Raw genomic sequence first — 22,919 nt, 5'->3', positions numbered from 1 at the left:
AATACTTGCGTCGCATTCTGTTGGCGGCTCCGGCTCTGCTTGAGACTGTGGGTTCTCTGGAGAGTTTGATGTCTCCTTGATTCTGAAGCAGCGTTTCGCCACATGTAACTAGACCAGTGCGGTCCCCCTATTCACGTCCTTTGTATAAATTGCTTTTTCTGGGAGTCTCCGTGATCAATTTCGCCGCGTTCGTACGTTTTTACTTTGTGTTTGGACATCTTCGTAAGGTGGGTGTGGAGGCCGCACGTTGCATCGCTCTGGCGGTCCTAGTGGGGGTGGTGTGCTCAGTCTCATATGCACAGACCGCCCATTTCAGTGGGTCCCAGATCACTATGCCATTCACCGGTCTAACCAATCCACGGCAAGCCGCAGTGGATGCGAGCGGCACTCTATATATTGCAGATTCAGGTAACAATCGGGTGTTGAAGGAGACACTGCTGGGTGGTAGCTACACGCAAACCACGATAGGCACTGGTCTGAATTCGCCCTTGGGAGTTGCGGTAGATTCCAACGGGAACGTCTATATTGCCGATTCGAACAACGGTAGGTTATTGAAAGAAACGTTGTCTGGTAACAGCTATTCGCAGAGTACGATCAGCAGCAATGTGGGTATAACCTGGAGCGTCGCCGTGGATGTGAGCGGGAATGTCTTTGTCGCCGATCCGCAGGGCAGTCGGGTACTGATGGAGTCGCCTTCAGGAAGCAGCTACGTCGAAAGCACGATAGGCAGCAATCTCTCTCTTCCCGATGCCGTGGCGGTGGACGGAAGTGGCAATGTCTATATTGCCGATCGAGGTAACAACCAGGTCTTCAAAGAGACGCTCTCGAATGGCAGCTACACCCAAAGCACGATCGCCAGCGGTCTGAACTATCCCAGCAGTGTCGCGGTGGACGGAAACGGCAACGTCTATATTGCTGTCTACGGGACTCCTGGAGATGGGGAGGCCAGTCAAGTATTGATGGAGACGCCTTCAGGTGCCAGCTACACCCAAAGCTTGGTCGGGAGCAGTGCTTATATTTTTGTGGTTCCGATTTATGTTGCGGTGGACGGGAGCGGTAATGTCTTTATCTCGACTTACAACAGCTTACTAAAAGTGACGCCGTCAGCCGGAGACTTCGGCATGATCAACGTTGGCAGTTCAAACTCAGCGGTCTCATTGATCTTTACCTTCGATACCACTGGCACTATTGGCAAGCCAGCAGTGGTGACCCAGGGCGCGGCGGGCCTGGACTTCACAGATACAGCCACAGGAACCTGCACTACATTTGGGACAAGCTTCACGTACACCGACGGCGAAAGCTGCCTAGTGAATGTTACTTTTACGCCGAAGTCGATCGGGACCCGGTACGGCGCGGCGGTGCTACAGTCCAGTTCGGGGGATGTGATTGCCACTGGTTACGTTCATGGCACAGGCTCGGGTCCGCAGGCGAACTTCTTGCCAGGTACGCAGAACACTTTGCCCTTTAGCAACGTGGTTAGCCCCTACGCCATCGCAGAGGACGCCGCTGGCAGTCTTTACATTGCGGAGGCCGTCAGTGCCTATAGTCCCCAGAACGCGGTCGTGAAGGAGACCTGGACAGGGAGCGGCTATACGCAAAGTACGGTAGCCACCGGTCTGGCTTACCCGGTTGGCGTGGCGGTGGATGGGGCCGGCAATGTATATATTGCAGATCAAGATGCCACGGAGGTGTTGAAGGAAACGCCGTTAGGTCGAGGGGGCTATACGCAAAGCGCTGCTTTCACCGGCCTGGGCAATGTGGAGTCGGTGGCTGTTGACGAGAGAGGCAACGTCTATATCGGAAGTCTTGCTTACGGGGTGTTGAAAGAAACATTAACCGCCGGCGGCTATAGCCAAAGCACTATTGCTAGAGCCGTTTATGCTTTTGGGCTTGCGGTAGATGGTAATGGCAATATCTACGCTAGCCGGAACGGAGATTCGCCGTTATACAAGGAGACCCCGTCCGACGGCAGCTACACCCAGAGCACGATTTCGAGCACTTCCGGCCTTGGGGTCGCTGTTGACGGCAGCGGCAACGTCTATACAGGGGAACCCTTCGCTATTTATAAGTACACGTTGTCGGGAGGCGTTTACACCCAAAGCACGATTGCCACTGTGAATGGCGTCGCAGGTATTGCGGTCGATGGGAGCGGTAATGTCTTTGCCTCGAGCCCTCAAGCTAATAGTGTCGTAAAACTAGATTTCGCCGATCCATCGAGTCTGAGCTTTGCGACGACTGCGGGCTCGACGAGCGATGCCCAGACGGTGACGGTTGAGAACATCGGCAATACTCCGCTGAGCTTCCCGGTTCCAGCTTCAGGGAACAATCCGAGTATCTCGACGAACTTCACTCTGAACAGTACGGGGGCAACAGCATGCCCGCTTGTTGGGGCCAGTTCCTCGGCGGCAGGAACGCTGGCAGCGGGTGCCTCCTGTCAGCTGCTCGTCAGCTTTGCACCGGCAATCGGGGGCAACATCGATGGAGCGCTGGTCCTGACGGATACCAACCTTAACGCATTGGCACCCGGCTACACTACGCAGAGTATCGCGTTGAGCGGAACTGCACTTGACCCGCCAACGCTGGGCTTCGCCGCGATCGCATCGCAGACCTATGGCAATGCTCCATTCACCGTCAACGCAACCTCGGCTTCGAGTGGAGCAGTTACCTATACAGTAGCCAGCGGCCCCGCAACCATCTCCGGTTCGATAGTCACGCTGACAGGAGTAGGCACCGTGATACTGAACGCCAGCCAGGTTGCCAGCGGCAACTATGGTGCGGCGACGGCGACCACCAGTTTCACCGTGATGCCAATTGTGCCAACGCTGAGCTTCGCCGCGATCGCATCGCAAACCTATGGCAATGCACCATTCACTGTCAGTGCAACCTCGGCTTCGAGTGGAGCAGTCGCCTATGCGGTAGCCAGCGGCCCCGCAACCATCTCTGGTTTGACAGTCACGCTGACAGGAGCAGGCACCGTGGTACTCAATGCCAGCCAAGCCGCCAGCGGCGGCTATGCTCCAGCCACAGCGACCACGAGCTTTACAATAGCCGCACAGACCTTCACACTTGCGCCCGGTTCCAGTCCTGGTTCTGGCAGTGCCACAACCACTCCGGGGGGAGCAGCAAGCTACACCCTCATGCTAACCCCGGGTTCTGGAACCACCTTCCCAGATCCAGTAGCCTTCAGCGTAACCGGTCTGCCCACTGGAGCAACTGCGACCTTCTCGCCGGCCACACTTCCGGCAGGGAGTGGGGCGACCTCGGTTACATTGGCTGTTCAGACCAGCAATAGCCAAACGGCTCGTGATGAGAAGTCCCCCTCCACACGGCCCTTCGCGCCGGTGGCGTTTGGATTGTTATTGCTGCCGTTGGTAGGGATGCGCAAGCGGCTTCGGCAGATACCGCGCCAATCGGCGATGCTGGCCTTCGCGGCTCTGTCATTCGCGGCGATTAGCTTGAGCGGTTGCAGCAGCAATGGTTCATCTAGCCAGCTTGCCAAGAGCTACACAATTGTAGTAACTGCAAAGGATGCGACCACCGGTACAAAGACCTCGACCAACCTGACACTTACAGTGCAGTAAACACAGTTGTGGTGTGGATTCTTATGATCGAAATGGGCTGGATGCCGGCTTAGAGCACAGCGGACATCCAGTCCCCGATCCGCGCAACCTCATCAAACGTAATCTCCTCGTTGCACCGACGCTATTCCGTTGTGCCTGCAAAGTCTGGGTTTTCGGCAACTTCAGCTAGCCGTTTGACTTTCGCAGCCAAACGCCACCCGTGACACAACCGCATAAAAACACTACCGCCGACGAGATGACAACGCAAACAGGATATTTCGAGGTCCAATGAACATCCGCGTATATCGATTCGAGGAGGACCAAAAGAAGTCCGCCGCAAACAAGCACAAATGCGGGTGAGAGTATGAGCACTATCCCGATTACACGACGCCATCCTCGCATTACGTCGTTGGCTCCTTCAGAGGGGCTTCTTGCCTCCCAGATTATAGTTCCTGAAAGTCGGGTTTGCGGCAAGTTCATTATTAGCGGCTGGCGAAGTAGATCGAGGCGTCATGGCCGCTGAATGGGACGACGATGAGTGTCAATCACCGAATTTCAATTGCGATCGGCGTAGCAGTAATCCGACCTTTGGCCACTAATGCTTTGTCATCAGGCAAGTTCACGGACCAGCCGATCAACTCTTCAGGACTCAGGTATTCCGCATAGAGACAGTACTGGCCAGGAGCGATCGCCTTCGTTGGAAGATCGATTTTCCAGGTGCGAATCTCTTCAGGCTTGAGCTTGACGTATCTAATCTTCGGAGCCCCACCTGTATAGGCGCATCCTGGCAAATTCGGATTGGCAGCTCTGCCTTGAAGGGTTAGTACCTCAGTCGCAAAGCCATGACTGCACGTTTGTTGGAAAGCCCCAAAGAAGTCTGGCAGATAGACACCCTCTTGGCCAGCTCGGACGGTCAGGGTGACATGAATTGGGATGCCTTTTTTGTAGGCGGAGAGGGTCGCAACACTCTCTAATTTCACGAGAGCAGGGCTGACTTGCGGAGTACCGAACACCGTGCATTTGCTTCCGGATTGCGCGATTGTCAGTCGAGGAGATAACACGGTGATCGCTATCCAGGCAGCAGCCAGAGGAGGTGCAATCTTCTGCAATCGATGATGAGTTGTTCGCATCGGCTCTTACGAGGCCTCATGTCTATAGACACCTTACTCCGTCCTCTTGTTCCTCTACGAGGCTCCTGCGAACCGCTATCCTCCCCCGCAAAGCTCTCCCGCAGCAACCGGTCATCTTACTTGAGGGCTCAAAATCACGTGGCGAGAAGCCGGCATCTCGGGCACCCACGACAACTCAGGTTGTCGAGGGGATGCCTGCAAAGTCAGGTTTGCGGCAAGTTCAAAATCGTAGTTTCCGAAAACCTCGTTTTGCGGAAATCTCACAAGGCCGCGATTGCGGCATCTAGCAGATTTTGCAGCGGCTGAATCACATGGCGGGCGGGCTTTGGAAGAGATCTAGGAAGGTTCTTCCGAGCCGACTCGGTAAAATCATCTCGCGGCTAACGGGAAGCGTGGCCAGTGGCAGCGAGGCCTGCACGAATCTCGGCTCTCTGAAGGAAATACCATTCTGGTTGGGAAGCCTCGATTGTCTCGGCTTTCTGGTATTCCTGATGGGCCTGATCATTCAGACCGAGTCCAGCCAACGCATTTGCAAGCGCTAAATGTGCAAAAGAGCTAGTGGGCATCTCATGCGCTGCGGCTTTAGCTGGTTCGAGTGCTTGAGAAAACTGTTTCTCGCCGTTCAGCCTCATCGCTTCAGCGAGTTGGTTGATGGCTATCACTCTGCTCATATCGAAGGTCCCGGTGTAAACCATGTCTGCGCCGCCAATGACTGCGCGGGGCTTTGCTTTCTGGAACACCTCGTATGGGTTGAGATCAGGACGCTCCCATTCGATGCCTGACCAGCTGAGACCACTGATAATGAAGGTTCCGGACTGGACCCTAGACAATTGGGCTTCGCCCTTATCTCCATTCAGCTCGAAAAGATTGGCGATGATGCGCTTACAACCGATACCTGAATGGTCCGGCCTTGCGAAGCCGTCGTAGGCAAACGAGCAATCGGAGACTCGATTGTCTTTCAACCATGTCGCGACCTGCGGGAGGGCCTGCCCCCAATCGTTGTTTGAGTCCGTGAGGAGCTTGTGGCTGTTTGAAACCCCTCCAAAGATTTCGTTGCCATAAGCGAGCTCGTTTGGAAATGCAGCAAGCGATGAAGCGACGTGCGCCACCATCGAGATTGCGATAGCTGAACGCACGAAACGCCCGTTTGTTCGCCAAAGGTGGACGACCGCCACACCTATCAGGCAACAAGCTGGCGCGATCACAGGGAGGATGTGGCGATATCCAATATTCAGTGTGCTGACCATGCCCGCAAGTAGCCACACTAAGCTGGGAACCAGAAAGTAGAAGGGCCGTATGTCGAAGCTGTGTTTTCTGAACGCAAGTAGAGAAAGGAGAGCGAGGCCGATCATTCCAAGCGTGGTTTTGATCAGGATGACGCACGGGAAGTAGTGGGGAACGCCGTGGGGATACAAATGCCCGAACAGAAATGCGGATTGGCCAGGATCGGAAATGCTGAGGACATCAACGAAGCCGTAGAGATATGCCTCTGGGAGTAGATGGTGATGCGCAAGAAATGGGATCGTCTTGAGGATGACGCTGTGGTTTTCCTTAGCTCGCGTATCCGCCATGAAGTCGTTTAGTGACATAGCCATCTGAGCCCCATCTGGTCTGGCCGCATAGCGAAAGTGATAAGTTGCCCAAAGAACCCCGAAGCCTAAGAAAAGAATGAAAAGAACGGCCGCCGCTTCCTTCAATACCTTGCTTGTTCGCGACTGCTCACCGCGGTTCCAATCAAACGCGAGCTCCGCGAAGGCCAAGAGCAGAAGTGTCGGGACGATCAGAACTCCTGAATGTTTCACGGAGAGAGCGAAGCCACAGCAGAACCCGGCCAGCAGAAGCATCAGAAGAGTGCGCCGCCGGTGAAACAGGAAAAATGACGCCACCGCGAGAAGGCTCGTAGCTGAAAGCGCCATGTCCGTGGTGACGAGTGAGCCGTGTGCTACAAGGGTCGGCTCGAAAGCGATGAGAGAGAGGCTTACCAGAGCGCTGAGATCACCGAACATTCTTCGGGTGAAGAAGAAGGCTGTTAGTGCCAGAAGCAGTGCAAATGTCGCCATCCCGCGACGCGCGAGCGGAATCACTCGATCGATCTTCGCTCCCGCGCTCGGACCAGTGGCGCTGTAAAGCCACTCCGCCGAATCTGCATACCCTGACCCCTTAGCCGTGGAGACTACCGGACAAGGCCCACTCGGAGCCGGGATCTTCGCGATTTGAAGCACCAATCCGGCAACCATCTTCGCAAACGGAGGATGCTCTGGATTCACTCCAAAATCGGCGCATTGCCAATAGCGATATCCTGCATAGGTGTGAAAGCCTTCATCATTGGTAATGACTTCTCGGTTGGTGACCGCGAGCATTTGCCAAAGGAAGGCACCCGTAAGGACCGCCGCGAGCAGCCGGATAAGAGCCGGAAGAGTCGTTATTCTTGTCATTGCGGGGGGTTCCTGTTCGGATGGTAAATGGTACGCCATCCTCCAATGAGAGGCCATCTCGAACGAGGATTGCGGATAACGAAACAGCATTCAGAGATGAGCACTTCGACTGTGGCGCTGTACCTTCCCGTTCCTACTTGGTTAGGAGACCGATGCGCTAATCGAGCTTGGACAAAGGATTAGTACCAAAAAACGCGCTTCGCTGAAGCAATGAGAACCCGGCCTGAACACGCGGTCTGTGCTGCCTGCAAAGTCCGGTTTGCGGCGAGTTCAAGGTCGAAGTTTCTCATAATCCCGTTTTTCGCCAGCCCAAGTTAGACTGCCTGAATGACTCCCGATGATCCAATCGATTCTTCTGCCTTCGCCGCCTTCTCTGCTCCGCTGATCGGTTTGCCGGTAAGTCGCATATGGCAGGCGTATGGCTCAGCCATCTTCCTTGAATTCGGAGCTGTACAGCCAAGGCTTAGGCGTGACGGATCGCCGGGAAACCCACGCGGTGAGTGGACGTTGATGATCGAGTGGAGTTGGCGCGTTGAAGGTAAGCGAAAGGTTTGGTGTGGCACTTTCAGTGACGGAGAGCGATGGCCAAGAGCATTCTCGCGACTTGAGGGGGCAAGTGTCGCCTCAGTGAAGCTTTATGGAAGGCTCCCAGAGATTGATCTGGGTTTGTCCAATGGCCTCCACGTCCTCTCGATGATGACAGCAGAAGGAGACCCGGCTTGGAAGCTCAGCAAACAAGCAGAGGGTAGCTCAACTTGCATTCACGTTGTTTCTGGAAGGCTCCGAATTGAGGATTGATTGCCTCCCGCAACGTCGGGTTTGCGGCAACTTCAGACCGGCTGGCCGTCCTGAGGGGGGTTGAAGTTTACGAAATCAGCGTTTTGCAGGTGGATGGATCGCTATGCTGGAGGGAATCGGTATTCTGTCGACGCATTGCCTGCGACCATAAAGAAGAATGTCTGGAAGAGCGAACATGATGCAGGTTTTGATCCGATCCGCCAGATTGCAACTAAGCCAGTTCAAAATGGCTGATGCCGGAGAGGTATTCGAATGCATCACCCCTGCGACCGCTCGCTTCATGCGCTGGGATCCCCCGAAATCGCTCAACGAGTACAAAGCACACCGGGAAGCCAGATTACAGGCGAACGATCAATCGGTTTTGTCCTTTGTTATAAGACGCAGTGACACGATGGAATGTCTAGGCATTGCCGGACTGGATGAGGCGGATCAACCAACCCCAGAGCTTGGCATCTGGCTAAAAGAAGCAGCTCATGGTCACGGCTACGGAACAGAAGCCATCAGAGCTGTTGCTGAATGGGCGACGAAAACTCTCGCGAAGGAGAGCTTCCTTTACCCCGTAGCAGTACAAAATGTCGCCAGCAGGCGTATCGCCGAAAAACTTAACGGTGAAATTGTAGGAACACGCAGAAATCAAAAGTATGAATCTGTCGTATATGAAATCTGCCCTCTTACCCGACCCTGGTCGGGCGGTTAAGAAGACTGTTGCGTCTGGCCGCTTGCTTGGCGCTTTCTCAGAGCTTTCGTGACAACCAACATGGCCAGGAGCTAGCAGACTTTCGACAGCCCAAATCGAGACGTAAGGAACAAGATGCCAAGCTGGCCAAGAACCGACCTTACCGTGATCTAGACCTTCTTTGGCGAGATATTCAGTAACAGTTCCGCTCATCCCAGGAGGAGTTCTCAGTCAAGCGGTTGTCGGCGATCAGAAAAGCTGTGCGTTGCGACTTGGTGGGGTGACTCAATCGAATGGCCGGCACGGTTTCCCGTCCGAGTCTGCGTGCGGGCAGGAGTCGGCCATGGCCCGCTATCACCATCTGCTGATCATCGATCAGGAGCGGGACGTTGAATCCAAACGACTCGATGCTCTGAGCGATCTGGCGAACTTGTTTATCGCTATGAACCCTGGGGTTTCGTGGGTCAGGTTTAGGGGATGTAGTACGGAGATAAGTAACCTCCAATTGCGCTATCGACGATTGCATTTTTTCCACCTCTGCTCCTGAAGAAAAGTAGCATAGGCGTAAAAATTGGACCCCGCTTTTCGGCGCCCAATTCTTGAAAATCAGCTAACTCAAATTGGCGCCCGACCGATCTTCCGATTCGATGTTCATGAGATTTCCTTGTTTGGCGCGGCTTTGAGCAGATTGAGGCAGCCCAGCGATTTATGAGCGGCCCGGGCGCCGGGTTCAGTCGAACACTCATTGTCCGGCTTGGAGGCGGAGATGGTTGATCTGATGAATCGTGGAGATCCGGGTTCCAAGCAAGATCAGACCGACCCTGCCTCAGCTGGGCCAGATACTAATGATGAAGGCGATGGCCATGCTGACCACACACCCCGGGCCGAGTGCGGCGGATAGCTCAATGAGTAGCCTCGTCGAAGCTTAACAAAAGGTCAAGGCGCCACATCATCGTGACGCCTTGCCAATGAAGTCGAATTGTTCTTTTCTATTTCTATTTCTTGATGGTTAGATCAAGTGTGGATTGTTTCGGAGTGGTTCCAGCCACACTAGTCGCTGTAATGATGACTGGGACGGCTTTATTGATAACCTCCGCGGATTTGCCAGCTTTCAAGGTCAGGGATACCGAGGCAGGATTGATGCCATCGAGGGTGACAGTCGATTTGGTGAACTTGCAGGTGACATCTTTGGGCAAATTCGAACAGGCTAGTTGAACAGGATTCGTGAAGCCACCTTGTGGGATGAGATCGAGAGTAACGCTTTCGGAGCTGCCCTGCTTGAGTTTGATTGATGAAGGTAAGACTTGGAGGATATAGTCCGCGACCGCCACCAAAATTGGGGATGACACAGAAGGTGTGAGAACGGCATCGCCTGAATAGCTTGCTGTCAAGCTGTTGTTGCCAGCAGGGAGCTTGCGGGTAACAAGGACCACAGTTCCACTCTTGGGAACCTTAGCCGATCCAATGGCGGTTGTGCCGTTGTAGAAGGTGACCGTTCCAGTAGCGGCGTGCAACGAAACATTTGAGCCGATCGCGGCGGTCAGGGTGACGGGTTGCCCACCGAATGAGGTTATAACGTCAGTGCTGAAGTTCACACTGGAAGGATCTATGGCTGTGAATGGTACGTAGTAGGTCGACGATGTGCCTTTGACGTTACTGTCGCCGGTGTAGTCCAACCTCAGGGTTCGCGTGCCTGGAGTAGTCACTGTGACGTTGGTTGTCCAGTAACCGTCATACCGCGTGCTGTCAACTTTGCTTTTGCCTAAAACAACGGGCTTTCCGCTGGTGATATCAGAGACAGTAATTACTCCTCCATAGGGTGCGAAGCCGCCGTTGGTAAATCCGATCTGTGCGACTAGCTGGATGGGAACATTTGCGACGGTGTCTCCGACAGGAAAGAAATCCAAGATGGCTCCCTGTGCCTGGCTAACCGTATAGGTATAACTTCCCTGACTGGCTCCGAAGCTTGGATCGCCGGGGTAGGATGCCACAAGTTGGTGAGAGCCCGCGCCTAGCATCTGCGATGGCAGAACATAAGGGATAGTACTCGACTGGCTGGTTGGAAGGCCAGCTTTCGTGATGGTCTTCTCGCCATAGTTCAACGTCATCGTACTGGGGGCGAAGACTCCCGTTGCGTAGTTGTAGACTCCGCCGGTAGTGATGGGTGTCCCGTCCGCCGTCATGGTCATCTGACCGGAAGGAAAGCCGTAGCCCGAATTTCCTGCCACGATGATCCCGACTGGCCAGGACAGACCGTATCCCACCGAGATGGGACCAGTTGTGAAGGTACCTCCCCCAACCGATCCGACAAACGTTTGGCTCTTCTCGGCGGAGATGCTTACAGGGACCGAGTTAGAAGTACTTGGTCCGTATTTGCCGTCGCCACTATAGCGAGCACTCACGTTATAGCTGCCGCCGGGGACGACGGAGGTCAAAATGTTAGCTTCGCTGGAGCCTACCTGCGGTAGGAGTTCGCCCGAGCCTACTGCCACGGTTGCAGCTGTTGATGAAGCAGCTGAAAGAGTTACGGCGCCGGTGGGAGCAGAACATGTTCCGTTAGCAGAGCAGGCGACGGTGGCCTGAAAGCTGATCGGCATACCGTGTACTACGGCAGCTTTTTGTCCGGCGCCAAGTGCAAGGGTTAGAGCGGTTCCAGCTCCGCTGGATGCAACGGACTTCCAATGGTTGACCAGGGCATTGACATCCATCGAGCCAAGTCCGGTTGCCAGGTCGTAGCCGGAAGTTGCATCGTATCCGACGGTGTACTGGCCGTTGGGATCGGGTACTTTATTGTTGCCTTTGGTCGTGTCGTGGAAGATCCCAGAGACCTTGGCAAGTCGGTAGAAGACGTAGTTGGCCATCCCTTGCGGCTGACCGCCCATCTTCTGATTCACCAGCGCCATGACGCCAGCAGCGGCTGGGCTCGAGGCAGAGGTGCCACCAAAGGTGAAGAAGTAGTCGCCGTAACCACAGTTGCCATTCAGGCATACAAGATACCCATCGTGAAGTGAAGCAGTGAGGGAGATGTCGGGCAGGTCGCGTGCTCCGTCATCGGGAACACCTACCCCGGTCTGCCAGTTGGGTTTCGCGTAAAGACTGCTTACGCCACCACTACCTGCGTAGAGCAAAACACTATTTGGATCGTTACTGCTTTCATTCCATGCCATCTCTGGAATGTAACTGAGCGCAGACTCACCGGTGGTTGGATCGTTAGTCGCGCTCCAGTACTTGCTGTGGCTATTTGTATCCTCAAACTGGGTACCACCAACGGCGACGTTGTAGGGTGTTGATGCAATTCCGTTAACAGCAAGGATGCCGGAAGAATAAACTCCGCCCGCAGGTGCGTCACAGCCTGCACCGCCGTTGTCTCCAGCAGATACAAATGAGGTAATTCCCTGTGCAGCTGCCTGCTGCCAGAGTGAAAAGTAGAAGGCATTTTCGACCGGGCCTAAGTCAGTCTCGCATGATCCATAGCTGGTGCTCATGACCGGAGCTAGATTATTGTCGACAATGTACTCTGCAGAGACATCTACTCCATCAGCGAAGTTGCTTTGAGAGATGACAAAATCAATCTTTGCCATCGGAGCTACTGCGCCCGACCAGGTGACATCGAGCGTTGCCTCGTCGACATCAGTCGTTATCCCGGGATCGTTTCCGTTGATAATGACCTGAGGATCATTCGCGGGAAGCCCGAGAAGGTTGCGGAAATCACGTATGTCTTGAATGGTTATATTGCTGCGACCGACAATGGCGATCGTCTGGCCCGTACCGTTAATTCCAGCATTGTAGAGAGGCTGCACGTTATATATCTTCGCGAAGTCGGCGGGGGCGATTCCATGCGAACTGTCGTCAAAGGTAAATTGGCCGCCAACCTTTTTGAAGTGTACCTTCGTTCCGCTCAATACAGCGGGAGAAGATGGATTACTGTGCAGCCGAACGACACCCCTGACGACGTTGCGTAGGGCTGCAGGAAGTTGAATATCGCTGGAGTTCGAAATGAACGTTTTATTTTTGTAGGAATACGAGTGCATCTGCGTCGAGAACGCGTTCTCGACCTGTGCGACATTACCGCTGAACACGATGAAGCGGCGGCTTTGTGAGATATGGTGAACGTTCAAACCCTGACTCTGAAGCCACTGACTGACTTGAGAAGAATCGGTATCGGCGACTCCGAACTGTTGGCCAAATTCGGCCGGGCTCAGCCACTTGTGGAATAAGGGAGAAGACGCGTCATGCTGAGAGGCGATAAGATCGGCCGCGGCCTGATCCTGCGCTGCCGTTGGCGCCAGCAGAAGTACCATCCGACCAAGACTTTGGCTGGAGGAGAGGCGTCCGATGTCTTGGCTCACCGAGATGAGTCGGTCAGGACTGCTGCCTTTGACTGCGACGCGCTCCGCGTTCTGAATTGAGTCGGTGATTCGTGATTGAGCCTTTGCTGCTTGACCGAAAACCAGGCATATCGCAAGACCCATAACCTTGGCGACGTTTCTACAACGGTTGTTTCTGTGCATGAGTTTCTCCGTATGAGTGTTTCTGGTCCTTCTGTGGACCTGCTATAACCAAACCTGCTGCTTGAAGCGGGACCGTGTTGGTGCGAACCGCAGGGCATCACGACGCGTTGGTCCGAGGCGTGGCTGGTTCCAGTTCTTACCGATGTTGTGACCATGCGAAGCGGTGATTCCGCTCGTTGACCTTAGCCCCACCTCCGAAGAGGCGCGGCACAACGGTTCCGCGGCGGTGCAGTCGTATCTATCAATTCAGTTTGCTGTCCTGACCAACCCTCAACACATGGCACAATCGCACCCTTGCGCCATTGCCCGCACCGAACACGCACAAGGGTGTCAGGCTCTTTGGGGCATGTTTCACAAGGTTAGCGGGCTAGTTATGAGTTCGAATCGACTATAGTCTGACTCGCGTAGAAGCACTTGACTATAATGGACAAAATTTCTAAATATTTGTTGGGACCAGACGGCTCCGTTTCGGAAGAAGAGCTAACGAGATGCCTCAACCGCATTTACCCGAGAACCTCCAAAGAGTGGGTTTTCTCTCTTGCCTGCCTGAGCTTCTTAGGCGCTTCGACGTAGACCCGTTAGTAGTGTTGGCCGCTGCTGGTCTGAGTGCGTCCGCGCTAGAGAATCCGGATGGAACGATTCCTTACCGAGCAATGGGGCTGCTCTCTCAGTTGTCCTGCGAGAAGACTCGGTGTTCACATTTTGGGCTAGAAATCGGTCGACAGATCCGGACCGAAACTCTTGGACTTCTCGGCGAACTGATGCGAAATTCGCCGACGCTCCGCGTTGCATTGCAGGATTTTGCGATCAATCAGCATCGAAACGCTCACGGAGGTGTCACATATCTGCTGGAAGATAAGATGCACGCGTTCTTCGGGTACGCTGTTTACCAGCCAAACGTACCCGGTCAGTATCTAATCTGCGACGGCGCTGCCATGGGGGCATTCACCATCTTTAGCGAGCTTGCCGGTACAGGCCAGGCGTCCGCTCTGGAGGTTCTATTAGCCCGATCCGAGCCCAGAGATGTATCTCACTATCGGCATTCGTTTGGGGTCAAGCTTGCCTTCAACGCCGATCAAACCGCTGTAGTTTTTCCGCGAAGAATGCTTGATCAGCCGATTGCGGGTGCCGACGTTCGGCGTCGGATCGTCATCGAGAAGCGAATTCAGACCCTATGGCACGCTGGCTATATCGATCTAGTCACCCAGCTTCGGCGCGAACTGCGGGTAGCGCTCATAAGGGGTAATTTCTCTGCTACTACGATTGCGGAACAGCTAGGTATGAGCCGTCGCACGCTCGACCGCCGGCTAAATGCTTCAGGGGTGAATTTTCAGGAGGTGTTGGACGAGACGCGGTGCGAGTATGCTCAGCAATTGCTTGAGTGCACCCGGATGACAATCGCTAATATCGCCACCATCGTTGGCTACGCCGACCCGAGCATACTCACGCGTGGGTTTGTGCGATGGGCGGGGGTAACTCCGAGCCAGTGGAGAGCGAAGCTAGGAAGGGAAGCGGACACTTGCGCCGGCTTCGCCTTTTAGAGACATAATGTGAATCGCTTTGCACCGAGGGAACAACGCCACCTGGAGACTGGATTTAACCCAGATAGTCAAAATTCAATTCCCTGATCCCTATGATTTAATTCCCTGTTTCGTTTGAGCCTCGATCAGAATAGAACACAGAAAACCCCAAGTTCCCAGATGGGGATTGGGGTCGAAGTTGCCGACAACCCGTTTTTCGGGAACTTCGGCTCGCGCCTAAATTGGGACTCGGCCCCTGGCGTTCGGTTGGTTAGTAAACGCAAGCGCGTTTCTCATTACCGACAGGGCGTATCAGATCCTAGTGTCCGACTGATGTGCCACTCTCTTCACAGCATTGGTGGCCATAGCTTGGGTTTGGAAGGAGCGACGTTTACCAGTAGACGAGGATGCGGGTGTCTTCCTCGTAGAGCTTGCGTTCGGGAAGCTCAGGGGATATGACCCATATGCTGCGGCGAGTCCAGTTGCGACGGCTGTCTACCTCGTAATCGTAGTAGGCGGCGTAGAGGAGCTTGCCGTCGCCGTCGCGCCACTCGGCGCTCTTGAGGTCGTGTGATTTGGGTTCCACGAACTGCTCACGAATCACCGCCCGCTCGCGATTTCCGTTGGCGAAGCAATGGGTTTCTCTCGTTCCGTTCTTGTCCTCGTCGTCTCCCAGGCAATCTCCATATTGGTTACCCTCGTCTGAGCGTTCCCAGAAAGAGGCCATCTTGTCGTCTGTCCGCGTCCAGGCGAGCTTCAGCATGCCAGCATCATCGAAAGTGTTGAAGCTTTCTGTGTGCTTCTCCGGGTCGATGAGTTGTTGCCACTTCAGCTGACCGTTCCTGCCCCAAGCGGAATCCTCGGTAAGAACCCCTTCCTCGGTGTAGGTACTGTGAGAATGTTCAGTTTGTTGACCACTGCCTGCGAATGAAGCCGTTTCGCTGATGTACCCAAACGGATCGTAGCGAATTGTTCGCGAGGAAGTGACCTTGCCCCGCTCGTAGTAGGTCTGTTCCGTCAGGCCGAACGGGCCAAGGACGTCGTGTACCTTGAGGGCACCGCTTGAGGCGTCGAGTATGCGGCGGTCGAAGACGTGGCCTTGCGCGTCACGACTGAGGAGAATGTTGTTGCCCTGGAACCCGTCGGCAGATCGTTGGCCCGATCTGACTCTTGCACCATCGGGGTCGTAGTAGCATTCCTGACAGCCGATCGGCCAGATAAGGGCCATCCCGTCTGGCTGGCGCCACCCAATGTTATGACGGACGGTTGTTGAAAGAACCGATTTCAGCGGCCCATTGAACCCATCGCTTCGCGCATCAGTTCGCGCTATATCCTGTCCAGAGCTAGCTCCTATTAGTAAGAGGGATGCTGCCGCCGGGATCCACTTCAAAGCACGCATGAGAGCCTCTCCGCGTCAGTGCCTATTGTACGGCGCAGGCAAGCGCAAGGAGTCTTCACCGATGTTAGTACTGGGAAGTCACCTCTGCGGCAAGTTCAAGGTCGAAGTTTCTCATAATGCCGTTTCCGGGAACGCGGTTAGCTTATTACCACTGTGAAATTCGTTCCTATCCTTGAGGGCATATCCTACTGACGCACAACGTTGTACAAAGGGTGATCCCGTGGAACTGATGCCGGCATCGAGAACCATTCGCTTTCTTTTTCTGGCTTCCCTCCTATGGGGGCCGATCCTTTTCATGGTGCTTGCCTGCTCCTTAGGCGGTGCCCAGACTTCGATTCTTCCGGGCGTGAAGGAGAGACACTGTTCCGAGATTAGAGGTAACGCTGACAATACAACCCTCGTCTGCTTGGTATGGGATCGCCGACCCGAGCACTTCTCTGAACCACGCCAGATACAGATCTATCGGAAAGGCGAGCAGCCGCAAACCATTGAGACGGGAGAGTCGATCCAGGAGTGGCATTTTTGGAGAAACGGCAAACAGCTTGCCGTTCATTTCGGGGCACAGGGACCCAGCGGCAACTTCGTCCTGTATGACACGGCATCGGGAAAACAGGTCGAAAGGATCTCTGGCATCTCAGAGCCGAGTGGACTGCCTCAGTGGGCGAAGAGCCAATCGCAACTGCGGGACGAATCCGTCCCGGAGGGTCCTACGTACAAACAGGAACGGACCGATTGGATTGCAAAGGTTCTAGACAGACTCAACAGTATTCATCCAGGGATGACGAGAAAAGATCTTGATCGTGTCCTTACCACCGAAGGTGGCCTATCGACCCGCTTGCAGAGAACTTATGTATTTCTCGACTGCCAGTACATCAAAGTGGACGTTCGATTTAAAGCCGCAGCCGGAACGCCGAACTCATTCGGAGAAAGTCCTGAAGACGTGATTGAGTCTGTTTCTAAACCATATCTGGAATTCGGACACTCAGATTAGTTCGCCATGTTGCTGCAAAGTCCTCTTTGCGGCGTCTTCAAGGTTGATGTTGCTCAAAACTCCGTTTTCAGGGACTACAGAATCCACGAGCGCGGAAGCCACCTACTCGCCGAGTCGGGACGTAGAATCCTGCACGATGAACTCGGAAGGAGCGATGTCATCCTCTCACGCTTGCATTCTTTGGTGAGACTACTTGAATGGGCATCCATGTATGGGTTGAATTCCATGTAGGGGTCTCACGCCATCCAAGTTTTGTTGTGGCTAGAATGGCCACCCGCCGCCCAGGTTGGTAAACCCGGCGGCGACCAATGTCTGTCGTCGCCGCCGAGGAGATCCAAGATGCGTTTAGGATGCCAAATTCTGACCAAGGAACTCCTTGGCCTTGGCAATCTCAGCGTCCCACATCTTCATTTGGTCCGGGGTCAGGAAGTTCACCACACGCTGGCGAATCTGGTCCCGATGGCCGGCGACCTGTTTGGCGATGTCGGCCTTTGTGATGTTTGGATGGTCTTTGAGATAGTCGCCCACCTTGGAGCGAGCATCTGTAAAGGCGTTTTGCAGCTTTTCTTTTTGATCGCCACTGAGGTGAAGGTTGGTGGCAAATTTCCCTGCTTCAGCAACGACTTGATCACGTTGTTCTTGTGTAAGGTTCATAGCAACCCTCCGGTTGTAGATCGTTTGTTGAGGGCCCCGCCCCCAAGACAGTTGATTGTGTTTCGAGTCCGTCAATGGAGAGTGAAGTTGACGGACGAACGGCACTTTCGCGAGGGCCGTGCCAGCCTGCGATGCTGTCGCGCGGCAAACCTGCTTGATGGTGGGCCGTGAAGTCGCCCGTCTATCGGATTTGGTCAATCGCGATCGTGTGGACCAGACCGCCCCTTACCCATGACCTGCGCGCAATAATAGTAGAGAAGTACACTGGCCTGCAACCAGTGAAGGCGCTTATTGATCCGCCCGTGGACATGAAGACCTCATCTTTAGACCAAGTAAACAAGATGCCTGCCGCCGCGTATCCCACTATCCTTGGGTGAAGTTTCCGGAAAGTCAGGTGCATTCGATAGGTCGACGCAACACCATCTACTAGAACCTTTCTATTGAAGGATGGTGTTTATGAGCGAAGGGAAGCAGTCGAGACTATCAGCAGGCCATACCGATACCTCACCTGCACTCCGCTTATAGACTTATTTGTCAACGCTTTGTCATTTCTGAATCGACGGCTCAGAGGCCCAATAGTTGCTCCGCGCCGACACCAGCAACTCCGGATGATGAGCCAACCGTACCTTGATCGTATGCAACCCCGGCTCCGAAGAGGTCGGCGTAAAACTCAAGACATAGCTATTGTGAAGATGACTCGTCAAACCACCGAGATCCTGCGCCAGCTCTTGCGCATTATCGAAGCTGCTCCACTCGCCCCCGGATAACGTCGCAACCTCAGCCGATGTGTTCTTGCTCATCGCACCGAGGATCAAACGCAGAGGCTCGCTTAGGTTGAAGTAAGCCTGGTAGTCTCCTTCGCCGACATGCAGCGGCTTATTCAAAGACCCCGGATCCTTGAAGGCCTGCCGCGCCGCCGTCTTCTCCGCCGAAAACGTTACGCTGTAAATCGCAGTATTCGTCTCACCCAGTTCCCGCAGAACCTCCTTCAGCGGCATCTTGCTCCCCACATCATGCTCCTGGCTCAACAACAAAATCGCATGACGATTACCCGCGGGACGCTTCCGAAGCAGATCAAGTCCGTACTCCAGGCTGTCGAAGGTAGCGGCTCCTCGATCCCCCGCCTCAGGATGATCAATCGCATCGCCCCATTCCGCGACGTTCGTTGTAAAAGGAGAGGCCGCCTCCGGCTGGCTGTCGAAGTTCACAATCGACACCTCGTTCGGAGCCTCGCCCAGCAGCTCAGCAATCATTGTGTCGAGATGTGCATAACTTGGGAACTGCCCACGCGCATCACCACCCGTCTGCATCAGCACTACTAGCGACAGCGGCCGCTTCGCCTGCTCCTCTAGCGTCACCCTTTGCTGAACCCCATTGTCCGTTAGCACAAAATCCTCCGCTCGAAGTGAGAACACCAGATCTTTGTCTGGAGTCTGCACAAGCGTCGGCACAAACACGAGCGTCGTCGTCGTATGCAGCGTCGTCTGTGCAAACGCAGCGCAACTCCAAACTCCAACGAAAGCAACGATTTTGCGGAGCTTTAACTGCATCGTGTCTAAGTTAGACGACTTAGCGATGACCTATGTTTCACCGAGGGCGCTCAGCGGAACCAGCATCATTGGTTTACGTTTCTGCTGAAATGCGCCATGACGGCAAGTTCCATCACGGTGGTGACACTCCAGAGTATGAAGCAGGCGGGAGAGATCCGCTGCTCACCCAGGAGAGCTTTTTCATTCCAATGAATTTTCTACTATTTACGGTAACAGGATTTACGAATCTCCCGAAAAGTCACGTTTTGAGCAAGTTCACCTGGCCAGAAGGTTCGGTGCGTCGAACTTGGTGAAAACCCCGTTTTTTTCGTGCACTACAAGAGGAAAATGATTACTTCCGTATTGCCGACAATCCGCTCAGAACCCGTTAATGAGCTGCTTTGACCTGTTGGCTCAGGAAACAGGGCTCACATCTCATCCGAGACGTGGGCCGCACGGTCCGTACCGACACCGCCTACAACTTGTGCAGCGTTCCGAATCGAAGCCTTGAGCCCGCTGCCGCGAATCCCGAACCTCCGCCTCTTCATAAGTCTACGAACTGGTAATTCGCACACTAACCCTCCTCGAAGAATCGGGATAGACTTGAAGCCCTAGACGGAGGGTGCAACCTATCTGGGCAGGTAAGCGGCTCTGTTCAATAAGCTCTCCAGGGTCTATTTCGCAAGCGACGGAGGACCTAAATGAGTAATCGCATGAGTGTTTTATCGCGTCGACTTGGGCGCTTCGCGGGCGGCTTCTCATTCGCAACCGTCGCCTTCTTCTCAATCGGGTTGTATGCCGCCGCCAACACGAAAGGCCAGGTAGTATTTCTCTTCGCTGGCCTTGTTTTGGTGTGCCTCTTCGCCAGCTTCTTTTTGTGGCTGGCGCACGGCTTCGCGTGGGCGATGATCCCAGAGAAGCCCGCAGAGGAGAAGAAGCCTGCAGAGGCATTGAAACCTGCGGACCCGCTGGAGCCTGCAGAGGCATTGAAACCTGCGGACCCGCTGGAGCCTGCAGAGGCGATGAAACCTGCGGAGCCGATGAAACCAGCAGAGCCGGTGAAACGTGCAGAGGCGATGAGATCTGCAGAGGCGAAGAGGCCTGCGGAGGCGATGAAAGCTACGGAAGCGATGAAACCTGCGGAGGAGAAGGTGATCGTCTCAGAGGATCCTCCCGACGCAAAATACACCATCACCGGAAGGCGCGTCTACTGACCCTAGAGACCTTGTCAAACTGCCCTGCAATCGCGGAGGCTCTGCACGAACGAGAGTGAGACGATGCCGCACGCCCTGCGATCGTTCTCCGTCAAAGATGAAAATTGCGACGAGAAATCGCGAACTCTGTAGCGAGCAACAACCGGCATCCGGAAGTAACCCCGAAATGTCCGTATTGCCGACAATCCGTCGGGAATCCTGAAACGCCGCGCTTCGATGAGTGCTAAGGCTTGTGGGTGTTGAAAAAGTCGGTGCGGTTTTGGGCGTTTGGGGTTTCGAACCCCGCAGTTGACTTAGTCGGTAGCCCCTTCTTGGCACCTATGCAGTGGCAGGTATCAGTGGTGTCGTTGTCCGGGAGAGGAACCGGACCAATCGTTTGATGTTCTGGGCGGTGGCCGCCAGGAAGAACTGCTCTCGGACGAACTTCAACCTGCGCAGGCGTAAACGACGAAGACCGATGTGACTCTTTAGTTCTGCGAACAGCGCTTCGACCTTCTTCCGTTGCCGTTGCGCGTGTTCGAACTCCGGTGTCGTCCGGAGATCTCGTGCTCGCTGTCGAGCTGCTTCATTCATATGGATGGCAAGATACCGGAACGGTCCAGTCGTGCACTGGGATCTCTGTTGGCACGGGCCGCACTTTGCGCGTTCCGATATAGCCGAACGTGCGGTTCCCCTCATTGCGCCCGCCATAGTTCAGTTGCTGACCCGCCGGACAGATGTAGCTGTTGCTCTCCGGTAAGTAAGTAAAGCACTCCGGACCGTGGAAGGGACTTCTCGTTCGCCCGACAGCATCCCTGGTGGGCATGTAAGGAGTGATCTCCCGATCCATCAACCACTGCAAAAACTCACCATTGCCATAACTCGCATCGGCAGCGGTGGACTGCGGTTTCCTGCCTTGCCATTGAGAGAAGCGAGCGATCATATCCTCTGCGGCTCGAGATTCCTCACTCAGTCGAGCACCTCTCGCTTGCACGCCCACAACGATACAGCTGTGGTTATCAACCAGATAGTTGTTGTAATAACCCATACGCGCCAGCGTGCCGCCTTTTGTTGCATACGTGGAGTCCGGATCGGTGGTAAACACCTTGTCCTGGCTATGTGTCGGCTCCTCGACTGGATTTTGCATTTCAAGCTCAGCCAGGTACTCACGCACCGTTCGGTTGATCTGCGCGGCTTCGGCCAACTGCTCTCGCGGGATGCGGCTCTCCTTCGAAGCGTTTGCCTCGACGAAAGTCCATCGACCGATAGTTTGTCTCCACGCACCAGTCCAACTGTGAGGCATCGGGCAACAACCTCCTCGAACAACTGCTCGAACACCTTCGATTCCTGGAATCGCCCATGGCGGTTCTTCGAAAATGTGGAGTGATGCGGGACTTCCTGGTCGAAACCGAGACCTGTGAACCAGCGCCAGGCAAGATGCATGCGCAGTTCCTCAACGAGCTTGCGTTCGCAGCTAATCCCGTACAGATAACCAATCAACAGAATTCGCAACAGCAACTCCGGGTCGATCGACGGACGACCAGTTTCGCTATAGCTGTCCTCTAGACGATCACGCACGAAGCCGAAGTCGATATGCTTATCAACCAACCGCAACAGATGATTCTCTGGTACCTGATCATCCAGTCGGAAGTAGTAGAACAGCGATTCAGAGCGGGTGTGCTGACCATCATGAGCGTTAGTCCTCCGACAATGATGATGCAAACAGCATGGTCAAACTATGCCGCTGACCATCTCCCATTGCCATACGAATCTCATGAAAATCAGCTGATTCGTACCGACTTTTTCAACACCCACGCTTGTTAGCGCCAAATGAGATCCGAACAATAGAAATGTCAACGAAAACAGTAAATTCAAGCCGACTTGAGGAGACTAGTCTTAGCTTGACACAGATGAATCCGTCCCGGATTGCCGTTCATCCACAAATCTCGCCCTGTGTTCACTCAAGTGACTGACGGACTCGGCGATACGAATTCAGGAAGACAGCCTGCCAAAAGAGTGGGCATGGCAATTCTGAATCTGGTCTAGTTTTTCGGCGGCTTATAGTTGGGTCGAGGCGGTTTGCCCACTGAAATTCTCGCGCAGCTTCCTGCTTTCTATCCGTGCGTACAAGCGCCTGGGCCAGGCTGTAGTGGACCGCGGCAGAATCTGCTATGCCATCGCGAAGTACAGAAGCTCCAAAGGCACATCTGAACTCCAGTGAGCACCAGACTTCAAGCCTCCGCCTACTCTTAGCTGTCGCTAAATCGCCAATGCGCTCATCGAGCTCTGCACAAACACACAATTCCGCGTTGCTCCCGAATGACGGGAAATTCGGAAGATCCGAAGTTCCTGAAATGTCCGGATTTCGGCAAGTTCAACCATCGAAGATACCGATAACCCCGTTTTGCGGGAAGTACGATGACATCACTACTGATAAGCGAGTTTATGGAGAGAAATCAGCGGACCGCCGCCAGTAGACTTCGAATATGTCCATCGATGCACAGCCGCTGAGGATGTACATCA

At 54.4% G+C, this 22,919-nt stretch carries 14 protein-coding genes and 2 pseudogenes; 5 read left to right on the top strand and 11 right to left on the bottom strand.

Annotated elements, in window-relative coordinates:
- Positions 1-170 precede the first annotated feature (170 nt).
- The gene (locus HDF12_RS19025) at positions 171-3,581 is read left to right on the top strand and encodes a hypothetical protein (protein WP_179585946.1); all 3,411 of its coding nucleotides are present in this window, start codon (positions 171-173) and stop codon (positions 3,579-3,581) included.
- A 524-nt stretch (positions 3,582-4,105) separates the two neighbouring features.
- Here the strand turns inward: HDF12_RS19025 and HDF12_RS19020 are convergent.
- A complete protein-coding gene (locus HDF12_RS19020; protein WP_179585944.1) occupies positions 4,106-4,669 on the bottom strand; it encodes a hypothetical protein in 564 nt (187 codons plus the stop codon).
- A gap of 401 nt (positions 4,670-5,070) precedes the next feature.
- Positions 5,071-7,125, bottom strand: coding sequence for a phospholipid carrier-dependent glycosyltransferase (locus tag HDF12_RS19015; protein WP_179585942.1), 2,055 nt, complete (start codon positions 7,123-7,125; stop codon positions 5,071-5,073).
- A 973-nt stretch (positions 7,126-8,098) separates the two neighbouring features.
- Here HDF12_RS19015 and HDF12_RS19010 point away from each other — a divergent pair.
- Entirely contained in the window at positions 8,099-8,620 is a 522-nt protein-coding gene (locus tag HDF12_RS19010) for a GNAT family N-acetyltransferase (protein WP_179585940.1), read from the top strand.
- Positions 8,621-8,695: 75 nt separating this feature from the next.
- Here the strand turns inward: HDF12_RS19010 and HDF12_RS22965 are convergent.
- The 3 genes and pseudogenes from HDF12_RS22965 to HDF12_RS18995 form a co-directional block, all read right to left on the bottom strand.
- Positions 8,696-8,812 (bottom strand): annotated as a pseudogene (locus HDF12_RS22965) (DUF4826 family protein); the annotation flags it as partial.
- The gene (locus HDF12_RS19000; RefSeq protein WP_257025817.1) at positions 8,793-9,125 is read right to left on the bottom strand and encodes a ParB/Srx family N-terminal domain-containing protein; all 333 of its coding nucleotides are present in this window, start codon (positions 9,123-9,125) and stop codon (positions 8,793-8,795) included. The gene HDF12_RS19000 and the pseudogene HDF12_RS22965, both read right to left, overlap by 20 nt.
- Before the next feature lie 469 nt (positions 9,126-9,594).
- The gene (locus HDF12_RS18995; RefSeq protein ID WP_179585938.1) at positions 9,595-13,110 is read right to left on the bottom strand and encodes an Ig-like domain repeat protein; all 3,516 of its coding nucleotides are present in this window, start codon (positions 13,108-13,110) and stop codon (positions 9,595-9,597) included.
- Positions 13,111-13,598: 488 nt separating this feature from the next.
- Here HDF12_RS18995 and HDF12_RS18990 point away from each other — a divergent pair, with 488 nt between their 5' ends.
- Positions 13,599-14,651 (top strand): AraC family transcriptional regulator, encoded by a 1,053-nt coding sequence (locus tag HDF12_RS18990; protein WP_257025738.1) that lies wholly within the window; start codon positions 13,599-13,601, stop codon positions 14,649-14,651.
- Positions 14,652-15,021: 370 nt separating this feature from the next.
- Here the strand turns inward: HDF12_RS18990 and HDF12_RS18985 are convergent, their stop codons facing one another.
- Positions 15,022-16,029 (bottom strand): hypothetical protein, encoded by a 1,008-nt coding sequence (locus HDF12_RS18985; RefSeq protein WP_179585935.1) that lies wholly within the window; start codon positions 16,027-16,029, stop codon positions 15,022-15,024.
- Positions 16,030-16,324: 295 nt separating this feature from the next.
- Between HDF12_RS18985 and HDF12_RS18980 the strand changes: the two genes are divergently transcribed.
- Complete coding sequence (locus HDF12_RS18980) at positions 16,325-17,020, top strand: hypothetical protein (RefSeq protein WP_179585933.1); 696 nt, start codon at positions 16,325-16,327, stop codon at positions 17,018-17,020.
- Positions 17,021-17,365: 345 nt separating this feature from the next.
- On the opposite strand, the gene HDF12_RS18975 is transcribed toward HDF12_RS18980, so the two are convergent.
- Together HDF12_RS18975 and HDF12_RS18970 are read right to left on the bottom strand one after the other, a co-directional pair.
- A complete protein-coding gene (locus HDF12_RS18975) occupies positions 17,366-17,674 on the bottom strand; it encodes a hypothetical protein (protein ID WP_179585931.1) in 309 nt (102 codons plus the stop codon).
- Positions 17,675-18,219: 545 nt separating this feature from the next.
- On the bottom strand, positions 18,220-19,224 hold the full coding sequence (locus HDF12_RS18970) for a VWA domain-containing protein (protein ID WP_179585929.1): 1,005 nt from the start codon (positions 19,222-19,224) through the stop codon (positions 18,220-18,222).
- Positions 19,225-19,904: 680 nt separating this feature from the next.
- Here HDF12_RS18970 and HDF12_RS22700 point away from each other — a divergent pair.
- Positions 19,905-20,417, top strand: coding sequence for an ABC transporter permease (locus HDF12_RS22700; RefSeq protein WP_179585927.1), 513 nt, complete (start codon positions 19,905-19,907; stop codon positions 20,415-20,417).
- Positions 20,418-20,735: 318 nt separating this feature from the next.
- Here the strand turns inward: HDF12_RS22700 and HDF12_RS22960 are convergent, their stop codons facing one another.
- From HDF12_RS22960 to HDF12_RS22955, 3 genes and pseudogenes are all read right to left on the bottom strand, one after another.
- Positions 20,736-21,095 (bottom strand): transposase, encoded by a 360-nt coding sequence (locus HDF12_RS22960; RefSeq protein ID WP_373563987.1) that lies wholly within the window; start codon positions 21,093-21,095, stop codon positions 20,736-20,738.
- Positions 20,983-21,600 carry a hypothetical protein gene (locus HDF12_RS22520; protein WP_257025737.1) on the bottom strand — a complete coding sequence of 206 codons (618 nt, stop codon included), beginning with the start codon at positions 21,598-21,600 and terminating at the stop codon, positions 20,983-20,985. The genes HDF12_RS22960 and HDF12_RS22520 overlap by 113 nt, the downstream gene beginning before the upstream one ends.
- 215 nt (positions 21,601-21,815) lie before the next feature.
- A pseudogene (locus tag HDF12_RS22955) lies at positions 21,816-22,004 on the bottom strand (transposase); the annotation flags it as partial.
- Positions 22,005-22,919 lie beyond the last annotated feature (915 nt).

Source organism: Tunturiibacter gelidiferens, from assembly GCF_013410115.1.
GTDB lineage: Bacteria > Acidobacteriota > Terriglobia > Terriglobales > Acidobacteriaceae > Edaphobacter > Edaphobacter gelidiferens.
Note: the sequence above shows the minus strand (reverse complement) of the source record. Positions and strands in the feature narration are given on the sequence as shown.